Raw genomic sequence first — 13,748 nt, forward strand, 5'->3', positions numbered from 1 at the left:
AACCCCCTGACTATTCATTTACATAATTATCTTCCTATTTAGCATATCCTTTCTTATGTGTATTATCTATCTAGTTGGTAGATGATGGAATAATACCATAGTAGTGATTGAAAAACAGGGATAATTGCATATATGCGCATTTATGATCGTTTTTTAATGATCATTTGCACACTTTTATAATAGGCAAGGAAAAACGATGTACATTCGCTTGCTACAATGATAAGGATAAAATTTCTAATTCGGATCACAAAAGGTAACTATAAAATTATCCAAAAGCAACAAGTCTGTTCAGTATTGAAATGGAACGGCTACATCCCAGTCATAGTCTGGCATCCAAACATATCCAACACAAATATATGACAAAAAATAAAATGAGTTTTTTATCAAATCACTGTAAAAATAAGCGTGTATACAGACGATATAATATACATAAGTCGCTAAACCAAACATTTGTTTTAACGTCGAAAATAAAGTTATTGACAAGTCATGAAAGCGTTATTATAATCATAATCAATCAAGGATAATCACAAACGATCACAAAACGTCATCCACTGCTTTTACAGTGTGCACATCAGTCATCACGCCACTGTCGGTAGCGGTTACAACGCGAATGATCCTGTCGTTTTTACAATCAGCCTTGCTCTTGATTACAGGTTGGATGATATACAGAAGAAGCACAGACGGGTGGTGATGTACCGATGCTTTTCGAACAGGAACGCAAGCACAAGCTGGTCGAATACTTGCAGCACAATCATCGTGCATCGGTTCAGGAACTGGGGGAAATGTTTCAAGTCTCGGATTCAACAGTCAGGCGTGATCTCAAGGAGCTTGAAGACGCACGATTGCTGAAACGGACACATGGTGGAGCGGTTTCATTGCAAAGCGTCAATTTTGAACCGAATATGGTAGATAAGGAAGATTCCTACCGTGAGGAAAAGGAACGCATTGCCCGCCGAGCTGCAGAGATGATCAATCAGGGTGATACGATTTTGCTGGATTCTGGAACGACGACACTTCCGCTAGCACGAGAGTTGAGGAATCGCTCAGGTATCCGCGTGATCACCAATTCAGTCATTGTACTAGGCGAGTTAAAAGACTGCCGCAATATCGAATTATCGATTATCGGCGGATTACTTAGGCCGGACACACAGGCATTTGTCGGACCGATGGCGGAACGCTCACTCGATATGGTTCGGGTGGATAAGGCATTTATCGCAACAAACGGATTGGACATCAGAGAAGGCATCACAACTCCCAATCTGACCGAAGCCGCAATCAAGCGCAAAATGATCGATATTGCCAAGCAGGTCATTCTGCTGGCAGATCATAGCAAGATCGGTGGAATTGCTTACGCGAAATTTGCGGATCTAACTGATATGGATTACTGCATCACCGATGGGGGCGTACCAGTTTCCATGATTCAACAGTTCCGTAAGCTAGGGCTGGACATGATTATTGCCTGAATAGTTCGAATAACAACCTTTTAACAAGTTTGTAAGCGTTCTAAGATGATTGGGTGGCACCAACATGGACGCAAGGACACACGGCATATCGTCAATGGTCGATATTGAAATTGAGATGAATGTGAAGGGGATATTACCATGAAAAAATTACTGGCTGTTACCGCTTGTCCTACTGGCATCGCGCATACGTACATGGCAGCAGAATCGCTGTCCAAAGCGGCAAAAGAAAAAGGCATTGATCTGAAAGTCGAAACACGCGGCGCAGTCGGTGTGGAGAATGGATTGACTCCACAGGAAATCGCTGAAGCGCATGCAATTATTGTGGCAGCCGATACAGATGTGGATGAATCACGCTTTGCTGGTAAACCAGTTGTGCGTGTTGCGGTAGCACAAGGGATCAAAGCACCGGCTGATCTGATCGAGCGTGCATTGAACCTGCAACCATCTAGCTCCAATGTTACAGCAATTCCAACAGCATCCGAAAGCCCTGGCAAACAACAAAACATGTTCTACAAACACCTGATGAATGGTGTATCCAATATGCTGCCGCTCGTTATCGCTGGTGGTTTGATTATCGCCTTCTCGTTCCTGTTCGCCTTTACAAAAGGTGGTGTCGATCAGGTAGAAGGTTCACTAGGTGCTGCATTGTCCACAATTGGCGGCGCTTCCATGGGTCTGATGGTTGTTATCCTGTCCGGTTTCATCGCATTCTCTATCGCGGGTAAACCTGGTCTGGCACCTGGTCTCGTCGGCGGCGTACTGGCAAAAGATATGGGCGCAGGCTTTATCGGTGGTATCATTGCCGGTTTCATCGCTGGTTATGTTGCTCACTGGCTGATCAAACACATCAAAATGCCGCGCAACTTTGAAGGTCTGAAACCGATTCTGATTGTCCCTGTATTATCCGTACTGATTATTGGTCTATTGATGGTGTATGTAATCGGTGAGCCAATCCAATGGCTGCTGACACAATTGACTGCATGGCTGACGAACATGGGTGCAGGTAACGCAGTACTGCTCGGCGCAATTCTTGGCGCAATGATGGCACTCGATATGGGTGGTCCTTTCAACAAAACAGCGTATACGTTTGCTGTAGGTCTGCTTGGCGCTTCGATCTTCACACCAATGGCAGCAGTTATGGCAGCAGGTATGACGCCTCCACTGGGCATCTGGCTGGCTACACTGATCGCCAAAAAACGCTTCACCAAAGAAGAACGCGAAGCTGGTAAAGTCGCTTCTATACTCGGTCTGTCCTTTATTACCGAAGGCGCAATTCCATTCGGCGCAGCTGACCCAATCCGTATCATTCCTTCCTTTATGGTAGGTTCTGCAGTAGCAGGCGGTCTGTCGATGCTGTTCGGTTGTGGACTGCATGCTCCGCACGGTGGTGTGTTCGTTCTGTTCATCCCGAATGCAATCGACCACCTGGGCTACTATGTACTGTCTATCGTCGCAGGTACTGTTGTTACAGCACTGATGGTGCTGCTGCTGAAACGCAACAAAACAGTTGAAGTGCCTGAGCAAAACAAAACAGCTGCTTGATCTGCAAATCAACAAGCTTCATGATCTACCATATCCCGCATCCCCGCGGCATTACGATAGTCGTACACGTATAAGCACCAAACGTTGAGCAAGCCCAAGCGCTCGACACATGACGACCGGATACCCCTCCGGTCGTTGTGCATTTCACCTATACAAAGGAGACACAACTCATGAATATTCGCGAACTGCTGCAACCAGAAAGTATCTTTTTGCCATCTACATCTACAACGCGCGAAGAAGCGATCCAGCAAATAGCGGTAGGTATGACAGAGGCGGGAGCTGTGTCCGATACGTCCGCTTATGTAGCAGCTGTAACCGCCCGTGAACAGCAAAGCTCCACCGGCATCGGCTTTGGCGTTGCCATTCCGCATGGCAAATCAGCAGGCGTGACGAAGGCAGCTCTCGGATTTGCTCGTTTTCAAACTCCACTTGATTGGGATTCATTGGACGGTGAGCCTGCTCAAATGGCATTCATGATCGGCGTCCCAGAAGCCAACACTGGCAACGAGCATTTGCAAATTCTCGTCGCGCTGTCTCGTAAACTCATTCATGAGGAATTTCGTAACGAACTGCTGCAAGCAAGCAGCAAAGAAGCCGTCATCGACATCCTGAGCCGTAATATTGGCTAATTCCTATTCATAATCAAAAAGCGTATCGAACCTATCAGGGGCGCGATACGCTTTTTTTGGTATTCGTTTGTTGACGATAATAGAAAAGTCCTTTACTGAGATCGTATCGGTTTCACCATGACGTTTATCTGCTTACCAGAACGTTTAATAATTGCTGTGCCAAACTACCGCTGCCGTGCAGCAGCAGAAAAGGCGGGAATGTAATGAATAAATGGCAGCAATTTCGGCAGGCGTCACGGATGCACTTTGTCCCATTGATGGCAATTTGTATTGTGCAGGGAACACTGGCGGCGTGGGTGTGGAATGGGCAATTTCATCTGTGGATTGCCTTATTAACGATGATTGGCTCATGTGCAGCACATATTTTCTCAATGATGATCAACGATTTGTGGGATTACCGGAGCGGTGCGGATAAAGCCGCTTATGAATCGGAGGAAGCCATCTCGACCGACTCGGGGTATCTTACATCTGGGAGATGGAGTGAGCGCCAATTCGAGATCGTCACTTGGAGCATGCTGGCATTAGCACTGCTCTGTGCAGGTATTCTGTATCTGTTGAGCGGCTGGGGTGTGCTACTGCTGACTGGTATGGGCTGCTTCCTAGCATTGTTTTACGTTGTGCCACCGGTACGATACGGATATGCAGGGAAGGGAACGAGTGAGATGGCACATGTGCTATCCTTCGGTGTATTTCCGGTGATGGGCTCATACTATGTACAGACGGGACATTTTGACAGTCGACTGTTTCTGTTATCCCTGCCTATGGGATTGCTGACGACGATGACCTTTTTCAATCATCATTTTCTACATTGGAAAACGGATCGTGAGGTCGGTAAGAAAACGCTGGTCGTATTATGGGGTGAGCACAAATCCTTCCGTTTCTCGGTATTACTGCTAGTATTGGCTCTGCTTAGTATTGCGCTCTGCGCCATCACGCGTGTCATTCCGGTATATGGTCTAATTGTTTTACTAGCGGCGTGGCCATTATGCCGCATGTACAGCCATATGACATTACCACGTCGTAATTTGCAAAGTCATCAGCGGCTGCTCTGGCTCTCCTTGCGGACATCGCTGCAATTCGGTGGATTGATCATCGCTGCTCAACTCATTAGCCGCTGGCTAGGTGTTTAAATTATAGCGGACATAATGAATAGGCAATAGGTAGACCCATTCAAATGAACAAGCGCGCTAAACCGCATGCGATCCAGCATTTGCGGTTTTTTGTTTTGCAGACATGGCCTCGACACATCGCCTGTGATTGGCTATACGATCATGCCTGCATTCTGTTCTTTTATCAAGCTGCCGTATATTTGGATGGACATTCTGTCAAAAGTTTTTTAAAATGTATGTACAACTTAAATATTTTTGCGCTATATTTACACATTGTTACATACAAGTTGGTTATTGTATTCACTGCAAAATTGTAAGCGTTCTATTTATGAGGTTCATCAGGAGATAGCGATATGCAAGCATGATCCACGAGGCAAACCGCATGCTAGCAGACAAGTTACCGTATTACAGTAGCAAGGTCTGTGGTAAAATAAAAACTATTGTATTCCAATTCATTTGACCGGGAGGAATTATGGCCGCTAAATACAGACAAGTACGGGATGAGATACTTTCATGGATTCATTCCTCCCGTTTATTACCGGGAAGTCGCTTGCCGTCAGAGCATGAAATCGCTGAGCAATTTGAGGTGAGTCGTCAGACGGTTCGTCAGGCACTGGGCGAACTGGTACGTGAGGGATGGCTAAACCGGATGCAGGGCAAAGGCACCTTTGTCGCAGATCCAGGTGTGAAATCCAAGGACGATAATAAAACGGTTGGTGTGATCACCACCTATATTTCCGACTATATTTTCCCGCAAATTGTGCAGGGGATTGAGACTAGATTGCGTTCGGAAGGGTATCGATTGCTACTGGCAAGCACGGAGAATGATCCGGCGAAGGAACGGGAGTGTCTAGAAATGATGCTGAGCCAGTCGCCGTCTGCATTGATCGTAGAGCCGACGCGCAGTGGAGAACGTAGTGCCAATTTGAACTATTTTCTGACGATGGAGAATCGCCGTATTCCCTATTTGATGATCAATGCTAGCTATGAGGAAATGGATTCGCCATGCTTACGTATGGATGATGAGCTGGGTGGATTTCTAGCAGCCGAGCATCTGATTGGCTTGGGACATCGCCGGATTGCTGGCTTTTTCAAAACAGACGATATGCAGGGTGTACGCCGAATGAGGGGATTTGTTGCCGCTCACCGCAAGCATGGCATTCCGCTACAACCAACGTTAATTTTCACCTATACTACCGATGATAAATCGACAGCACCGCTTCGACAGGCGCGTTTGCTGGTTAATCAGCCGCAGGAACAGCGCGCAACGGGCTGGGTGCTGTATAATGATGAGCTGGCAGTTATGCTGCTTCAGGTCGTGCGGGAAGTAGGCTGGAGTGTACCGGAAGATCTGTCACTGGTCGGATTTGACGATTCCTTTTTGGCGACGGCAACGGAGGTAAAGCTAACAACATTAAGTCATCCGAAGCATGCACTCGGTACAGCGGCAGTGGAGATGATTTTGCCTATGCTGGATGGACGCGGGATGTGGGAGGAGAAAACGTATGCGCCGGAGTTAATTGTGCGTCATTCGACGGCTGCGCCTACTGTATTATCAGGAAGCTAATCATTTATTGGTGAGTGATTTAATTGTTAACCCACCTATTAAGTGTTTGGACAACAAAAAGCTCCACGTTGCACCTTACGGTGAAGACGACGGAGCTTTTTGTTTTGCAGGAAAAGAAGCATACAAACCGGTTCCAATTTCGTTTCGTAAAACGTGAAATTTTTCAGCACAGTTTGTCGTGCTTTTTATTTCTTTGTTTCAGCGTACTCTTCTGTAGCGATTTCTTGCTCGCCTAGTACACAATCGGCAAACAGTACCGATTTGGGAATGCGGAAAAATTGTTCTGTTTTTTCCTGGAAAGCAGGTGAAGGCAATGTTGCTTGATGCAGCCATTTGCGGAAAGTACCTGGATGAACACCAATCCAGTGACTGACATCGGTTACAGAAAGATCGTGGACCATGCATAGACCTGTGAGAATATGGTTACGCACTGGGGAACGTGTAATGGTCCGTTTCATGAAGCGGGATGGAGCTTGCTGACAGATGACAGGACTATTATGAATAACCTGCTGGTTGAATAAAATGTGGTGCGGGTATCCGAGCTCCCTACAAACCTTTTCCATATTGGCTTTACCTGGCAGTCTACCTTCGTAAACCCAGGCGCTTACGCTGCGTGAGGAAACTGATAACCGTTCCGCGAGCTCGGAAAGTTTAATATCCTTGACCATCAGCACAGCTAGCAAAACGCGGTTGCGAATTTGACAGCGTGTGGGTCTACGGAATCTTTTGACGCGGACACCTTTGCCAAGGTATTTACGGTTAATCAGAGACCACGCCTCTATAAAGTGTCGTTCTGGTTGATTAGGCATATTTCCTCCGATATGATTTATTCATTTTATAACAGTTGTTTAATGACCCTTTCAACATCCTACAACACAAATACACTCGTTTCAAGCGGACTTTTGCCAAAATAACCCCTCAAAACAATGGAATTTATTAATTATTTAAATCTCCTATACAAAATGACATAAACATAAGACAAAATGTATTGTATGACAAAGGTGTTACCACAAAAAGAAAATAATGTAATGTTAGATTTTTGTTGATTACATTGCAATAAATTATTATTGATTTTAGTAAAAAATTGCATTTCTAAGCAAATTAACTATTAGTTTATTTATTTTTTGCTATTTTCTGCGAATTTACTTGCATGAGTATCACTGAAATTTGTACAAAAACCTCACACTCTAATCACACTATTCTGTTTTTTATATCATATAATATGACGCTGTTATGTAGCTTTAAACGCCTGTTTGAATATAGCAGATAAGAAATTCGGAAATTCGTAATTATTTTGTAAACATTAATGACGCTGGAAATTGTTCACCTTACGATTTACCCTTTTCCAGCAAACGAATAATAGAGAGGGTTGAGGACGGATTGCTAGTATCCGTCCATTATCTGTCTGCGATATATTGTGATTGCGGACATTCCCTATAATGAAAGGCAAAAAAAAGAAGGGCAATCTGATACATTTGCTCGCTAAACGGGTAATGAACGAACATGACCAGCAGACTTGATCGCTGGATGGATTGCGAAGGACAGCATTTGCGAATAGCGAATGGTATCCGGTAAAATGTACCATAGTCATTTGCCACGCAGTCTTTATTTCTACTTTTTGAACCCCGTGTTTGCAAAGACAGACGCAGGGAATTGTTCATAACTCTAGGAGGGTAACATTATGACTACGAATACGAAGATTAAAGCTGAGAAACGTGAATCGACTAAACATTCCGCCAATCGTGAGCTGCGCAGCAGCGGTCGTACACCTGGCGTCGTATATGGACCTGATCTGGGTAGCATCCCGGTGCATGTAGACAGTAAAGAATTGCAGGCACAGGCACGTCGCGGTGGGGCAGATATTTTCTCCCTGAACGTGGATGGTAAAGATGTACAGGTACTGTTGAAGGATATTCACCGTCGTGAAGGACGCATCACTCACGTCGACTTCCTGCAAGTATCGTCCAAAAAACCAATTACTGTTAGTGTACCACTGGACTTCCATGGTGAAGCGAAAGGTACAAAAGAAGGCGGTATCTTCCAGCATCAAACAACCGAATTGGAAGTTACAGGTCTCGCAAAAGACCTGCCAAGCATCCTGACGGTAGATATTTCCGAGCTGGCAATCGGCGACAGTGTAACTGCGGCTGATGTACAATTGCCTGACGGGGTAACACTGAACTCCAACGAAGAAGACATCATCGCTTCTGTTGCTGTACCACGCGTAGCTGATGAGGATCTGGAAACTCCATCTGCATCGGATGAAGAGCCAGCAGCAGGCGAAGAAGTAACGGAAGAGGAAGCTTCTGACGAAGAGAAATCTGAGTAATCAGATGGATGGCGTCAGATGGCGATACGATCCTTTCGTTGCGTGATCTGACCATATCGTTTCTACAATAAAACAGGCTGTTTACAAAGCTGATGATGAATGTTCAGCAGGTTGAACTGCCACTACAACCGGAACTGTCTATGCAGTTCCGGTTTTGTTATGTCTGGTTAATGATTTGCTTGTTTATTCTATTCGGCAAGAGGGCAAAACACTGCATAATATGATACGATACTGGTATGACATGCCGCATGCCTTGCAGCTGTGGTATGCACCATCCATTACATAGGCAAAGGAGACGTTTCCGTTATGATCAAGCATATTGTACTGTTTAAATTCAAAGACCCATCTGAGGAGATCATTAACAAAGTCATTACTGGTTTGCGCGAATTGGAAGGCAAAGTAGATGTAATTCGTTCCATTCAAGTCGGCGTGGACGTGATTCGCAGTGAGCGTTCATATGATGTAGCGCTGGTAAGTGATTTTGATTCACTGGATGATCTGCAAACGTATCAAGTGCATCCTGATCATGTGAAAATCGCAGATTATATCGGAACCGTCAAGGAATCCACGATTGCGGTAGATTACGAATACTGATATACGTCAATCCATCCATGCCGATCTCTATTCATCTCTAGGCATCTTTGTTGATGTGTAGAAACGATCATCTATGTAGAAGATTGTTTATTTAGAAGACGTTCTCTATAGAACTTGGAATGAGTGGATAGGGTCGTCATGGATACAGAATATTTGCATAAGACATCTAGGGAGCTGAACAAGATGGGAATGATCGGTTGTTATATGGCTTTGGATCTAATCGATATTGAGAAGCTGGCGCAGGGACATCTGCAACCGGAAGATCTGGATTTTGATAATGAGCGCCGATTGGATATTGATAAAGCATGGCAAGGCATTCATTTCTGGCTGTGTGAGGAGCTGTATGACGGAGCGCCACCACAGGGATATATCGTGCCGATGCGTGCAGACCAAGCCTTGCTACTGGAGCCGTATGGCGCCTTTTATCTGTATCCACAGCAGGTGCAGCAGGCAGTAGACTGGCTGGATACGATGAATGAGGAGCAACTACGTCTGCTATATCGTTTCTCGGATATGGTGTCAGATGAAATTTATCCGATATTTGAGGGAGAAGATGAGCAGGAATTTTACAATTACCTGCATGAGTATCTTCTGGAAATTCAAAAGTTTTATAAACAAGTGGCGGCAGCAGAACAGGGAGTCGTATTTTATATATCCTGAATGCAGATTGTCCAAATCAACAGGGTAAGGTGCTGAAATGGTATGTATTATGTAAATCGTGAACAGATTGAACGCCGGATTGCGGCGCTGGACGATGTATGTACGGCGCTTGAGCAAACGGCAGCAACATGGGATGGCAGCTTGACCAGCGGGATGGTGCAGGAGCGCGCGCTGCATCTGGCGATTGAATGCGTCACTGATATTGGCAGCTATCTTATTGACGGCTTCATTATGCGCGATGCGAGCAGTTATGATGACATTATCGAGATTGTTGGCGGTGAGCAGGTTATGGATGCGCAGACTGCAACTCGTTTGTTGGAGCTAGTTAAGCTGCGTCGTCCATTGGTGCAGGAGTATTACGATTGGCAGCGTCATGAACTGCATCCGCTTACAACGGTGCTGCCCGAAACACTGCGTAGCTTTGCGACTCAAGTGCATGATTATTTGGATCGAGAACTGGGCACGGGCGTGTCGGAAGATCAATCGGAATCTCGTTAAGCAACAGATGGGAAAAGGATGAGTTGTTATCCGCTACAGGATGGGTGGTATCCATGCGTATGGATGCCGATCCTATAGATTTCCCTTTACGTAAGAATGGTTTTGAATTTACATCCCCTGCCGGATAAGCTACAATAACGGTATTATTAAAGGGATGCTGTGACCCTTTTCGCTGACAATTGGCGGATAGGGTCATTTTATTTTCGCGTAAAGGGGGTCTAGGGATGAAGCCCAACCAAGAACCGTCAACACGACGCAACATCATGATGATCCTGAAAACAGGCGGACCGGCAAGTGTCTCTGATCTAGCCCAGCAATTGCATATTACCGAAATGGCGGTGCGCCGTCATATTCAAACGCTGGAGCAGGAAGGCTTACTGCTAGCGGAAACAGTTAAAATTCCGACTGGGCGTCCATATTTGCGCTTTCGGTTAAGTGAGCAGGCAGCAGAGCATTTTCCACATAATTATCATCAGCTGACATTGGATTTGTTGGAGGAGCTGGATGAAGGCTCTATTCAGCGGATTTTTGAAGGACGCAAGCAAAAGCTGCTGGATCGCTATACGCCACTCATGGAGCAGCAGAGTCTGCGTGAACGGGTAGCAGCGCTGACAGATATTCAGCATAACGGTGGTTATATGGCTAGCTATGAAGAGAACAATGCTGATGAATATACGATTTATGAATACAACTGTCCGATTAATCGGGTCGCCGATCAGCATCAGATTGCCTGTCAGTGCGAGCAAGAGCTATTTGAGCAGCTGCTGGATGCCAGAGTAACGCGTACCGAGTGTATTGCCAAGGGTGGTCGATGTTGTATTTATCAGGTAAAATCCAAATAAAAGCACGGACTGGGATTGGCTTTGTATTAAGCACAATCCTTTTTTGTTACGATGAATACATAGGAATCGATTGCAAGCGATGGGGATCATGATACATCGTCCATTGGTAATTGCAGCGTATAGTGGGTAAATAACTGCTGGCTGGGTAATAGTAATCAAATACATGTAACTAGGGAATGGAGAGATTATGATGGATCAACAGAAAACACAATTTATATACGGGCTGCTCACAGGAGCATTGATTGGTGCAGGTGCAGCTATGCTATATACACCGAAAAGCGGTAGCGATATTCGAGCTGATCTGCTGTATGGTGCAGAGATGATCAAGGAAAAAGGACCTGAATGGAATCAAAAAGGTCATGAAGTGACGGAGAAAGGTCGCGAGGTGGTTGCAGTTGTCAAAGAATCCATCGGCGTTGCACGTGAATGGAAAGAGCAAGTGGAAGCTGCTACGGAAGACGTAAAGCATGAGCTGGCTGAATTCAAAGAGCAGCAGGAAACGGAAAAGGCAGAAGAGTCCGATAGCCATTCTACAACTAGTCCAGTATCAACTGATAAACCGACGACACCGCCAGCAGGCAGTGACAAAACAAGCAATTATAGCGTCTAATCCAATAGACGGGATCAGATCAACGACACTATAGTACGTATTGTCATTGGGTATCGTATCAGATGATATAACAGAGCAAGATCAAAGAGATGGGCAGCAGAAGGAGCATGTTCTGCACCATCTCTTTTATTATGTCCAACATATAGATAAAACTATATGTTGGACTGTATAGGATCATTGGGGTACATCATTGCATATATTGGAATGGTAAAAAGTACGCGAAAAGAATAACTTTTCGCATGAAAATATAATTAAAAGAGCGATACGGCGACTATTTTTAGGGTATATATAAATAACTTAATTTTCCATAATGTTATTTTAAAGTATATTATGTAATCTTACTCATGTCCCTACCATTCCATACGTGAAAGGAGGTGAACAAACGAATGAAGTATCGATTGCTCGCACTACTGCTTGCGTTATTTTTATATGCTTTCGTTCATTACAATGCTGCTCATGCTGCTGGAGAAGAACAGTCTTCGCCAGCAACGGCTTCTATGGAAAAAGCAGAGAATGCTTCAACTGCTCAAGACCACGCTGTCAGCGATGATAACCGTTCCACAAATGATGATAACGTGCAGCACGAGCGTGCCTTCTTGCAGCGCACCACGGCTTCGCTTGCCGGAACAGTCACGGACACATTGAAATCGGTTACAGAAACGACAACAAAGGCAACCAGTGAGGTGACAAGTCAAGCATCTACAACCGTAACGGATACAGGCTCTCATTTGGGCAATACCGTAGATCGTACTGCCGATATTGTAGGCAATGTAACCGATCTGACAGACGATCTTGCTAAAGAAACTGACAAGCTGGTATCTGGCGAGCCTGCCAATGTTACAGGCGCTGTATCGTCAGCGGTAGATCAGACGGTCAAGGATACTGTGGATACAACAGCAAGTGCTGTATCCAACACAACTGCAACGGTTACAGATACGGTTCAATCAACTGTCAATACAGTGGATCATGTTGTTAGCTCGACGACAACAACAACAACCGATACTGTGAATAAAGTGGTGGACACCGTGAACGATGTAGTCACGAACGTCCCTAATATCGTGACCGAAGTTGTCAAACCATTGCCGATTGTTCCTGAGCCAGTACCATCCATTCCTACTCCTGTAGTCACGACACCGCCTGTTATAACGCCGCAACCGCATCCAGAACATACGACGAATCCCGAAGCGGGAGTTGATCCTACATCGTCTGCGCCTAGCATAGATCATGTATCTACTCAACCGACTCAGACGCCCGATGATCATTCGGCTTCAGCGATTCATCCACAGTCACCGATCCAGCCGGAATCTGTTTCAGCGTTATCAGATAGCCCTTCCAGCGATGTGCCTATTGCAGAGACTGATCCAACCAACTCGAATGATCCAACGGGAGTCAGTCGCGATACTCATACCGCTTCGGAAGCTGTTCGTGCAGCAGATGAACAGGAATCAGAACAACCTATTGTATATCCGTCTGTCATGGTACCGATATGGAATTGGCAATCATGGATGAATGATCAGGATATGACGGTAGATGTGAACAACACCAATCAAACAGCTGTAGAGTCAGTAGATGCAAATGACACTTTAACTGGTGTGCCTATCCCATTTGCACCGTCCGGTTTACCGCTTGTACCAGATCATGATGCTACAGCATTGGCTGTAACGAATGCAACCAATGCTGGAAGCTCCTCAGCACAATTCAACTCGGCGGGCGGTAATGCAGGCAATGCTCCGGCAGCCATGCTGTTGGATGCTACCCACGATCGGAAGCATCAGGCGCCGATTGTGATCTACCACACGCGTTCTGAACGCGGCAGTAGTCAGTGGATGAATGCACCACCAGGTCAGCCACCGCAACGCTCCCTTTATTTTAATGGACAACAGTCGTATTAAAATAAAAGGGAGC

General features: G+C 45.5%; 13 protein-coding genes. 12 read left to right on the plus strand and 1 reads right to left on the minus strand.

Annotated elements, in window-relative coordinates:
* Positions 1-698 precede the first annotated feature (698 nt).
* The 5 genes from ABXR35_RS04010 (at position 699) to ABXR35_RS04030 (ending at position 6,310) form a co-directional block, all read left to right on the plus strand.
* On the plus strand, positions 699-1,463 hold the full coding sequence (locus ABXR35_RS04010; protein WP_367055766.1) for a DeoR/GlpR family DNA-binding transcription regulator: 765 nt from the start codon (positions 699-701) through the stop codon (positions 1,461-1,463).
* A gap of 138 nt (positions 1,464-1,601) precedes the next feature.
* Positions 1,602-3,005 carry a PTS fructose transporter subunit IIC gene (locus ABXR35_RS04015; protein WP_367055769.1) on the plus strand — a complete coding sequence of 468 codons (1,404 nt, stop codon included), beginning with the start codon at positions 1,602-1,604 and terminating at the stop codon, positions 3,003-3,005.
* 170 nt (positions 3,006-3,175) lie between these two features.
* Positions 3,176-3,634 (plus strand): PTS sugar transporter subunit IIA, encoded by a 459-nt coding sequence (locus ABXR35_RS04020; RefSeq protein ID WP_367055772.1) that lies wholly within the window; start codon positions 3,176-3,178, stop codon positions 3,632-3,634.
* 203 nt (positions 3,635-3,837) lie between these two features.
* Positions 3,838-4,764, plus strand: coding sequence for a prenyltransferase (locus tag ABXR35_RS04025; RefSeq protein ID WP_367055775.1), 927 nt, complete (start codon positions 3,838-3,840; stop codon positions 4,762-4,764).
* 451 nt (positions 4,765-5,215) lie between these two features.
* Positions 5,216-6,310: a GntR family transcriptional regulator gene (locus tag ABXR35_RS04030; RefSeq protein ID WP_367055778.1), complete on the plus strand. Its 1,095-nt coding sequence runs from the start codon at positions 5,216-5,218 to the stop codon at positions 6,308-6,310.
* A 185-nt stretch (positions 6,311-6,495) separates the two neighbouring features.
* On the opposite strand, the gene ABXR35_RS04035 is transcribed toward ABXR35_RS04030, so the two are convergent.
* Entirely contained in the window at positions 6,496-7,119 is a 624-nt protein-coding gene (locus ABXR35_RS04035; protein ID WP_367055781.1) for an XRE family transcriptional regulator, read from the minus strand.
* 872 nt (positions 7,120-7,991) lie between these two features.
* On the opposite strand from ABXR35_RS04035, the gene ABXR35_RS04040 reads away from it, so the two are divergent.
* The 7 genes from ABXR35_RS04040 (at position 7,992) to ABXR35_RS04070 (ending at position 13,735) form a co-directional block, all read left to right on the plus strand.
* Entirely contained in the window at positions 7,992-8,639 is a 648-nt protein-coding gene (locus ABXR35_RS04040; RefSeq protein WP_367055784.1) for a 50S ribosomal protein L25, read from the plus strand.
* A 306-nt stretch (positions 8,640-8,945) separates the two neighbouring features.
* Positions 8,946-9,233 (plus strand): Dabb family protein, encoded by a 288-nt coding sequence (locus ABXR35_RS04045; RefSeq protein ID WP_367055787.1) that lies wholly within the window; start codon positions 8,946-8,948, stop codon positions 9,231-9,233.
* A gap of 183 nt (positions 9,234-9,416) precedes the next feature.
* Positions 9,417-9,893, plus strand: a complete 477-nt coding sequence (locus ABXR35_RS04050; protein WP_367055790.1) for a YfbM family protein — start codon at positions 9,417-9,419, stop codon at positions 9,891-9,893.
* A 42-nt stretch (positions 9,894-9,935) separates the two neighbouring features.
* On the plus strand, positions 9,936-10,391 hold the full coding sequence (locus ABXR35_RS04055) for a DUF86 domain-containing protein (protein ID WP_367055793.1): 456 nt from the start codon (positions 9,936-9,938) through the stop codon (positions 10,389-10,391).
* A gap of 224 nt (positions 10,392-10,615) precedes the next feature.
* Positions 10,616-11,233, plus strand: coding sequence for a helix-turn-helix transcriptional regulator (locus tag ABXR35_RS04060; protein WP_367055796.1), 618 nt, complete (start codon positions 10,616-10,618; stop codon positions 11,231-11,233).
* Between the two features lie 187 nt (positions 11,234-11,420).
* Positions 11,421-11,843 (plus strand): YtxH domain-containing protein, encoded by a 423-nt coding sequence (locus tag ABXR35_RS04065; protein WP_367055798.1) that lies wholly within the window; start codon positions 11,421-11,423, stop codon positions 11,841-11,843.
* Between the two features lie 386 nt (positions 11,844-12,229).
* Entirely contained in the window at positions 12,230-13,735 is a 1,506-nt protein-coding gene (locus tag ABXR35_RS04070; protein ID WP_367055801.1) for a hypothetical protein, read from the plus strand.
* Positions 13,736-13,748 lie beyond the last annotated feature (13 nt).

Source organism: Paenibacillus sp. JQZ6Y-1, from assembly GCF_040719145.1.
Taxonomy (GTDB): Bacteria; Bacillota; Bacilli; order Paenibacillales; family Paenibacillaceae; genus Saccharibacillus; species Saccharibacillus kandeliae.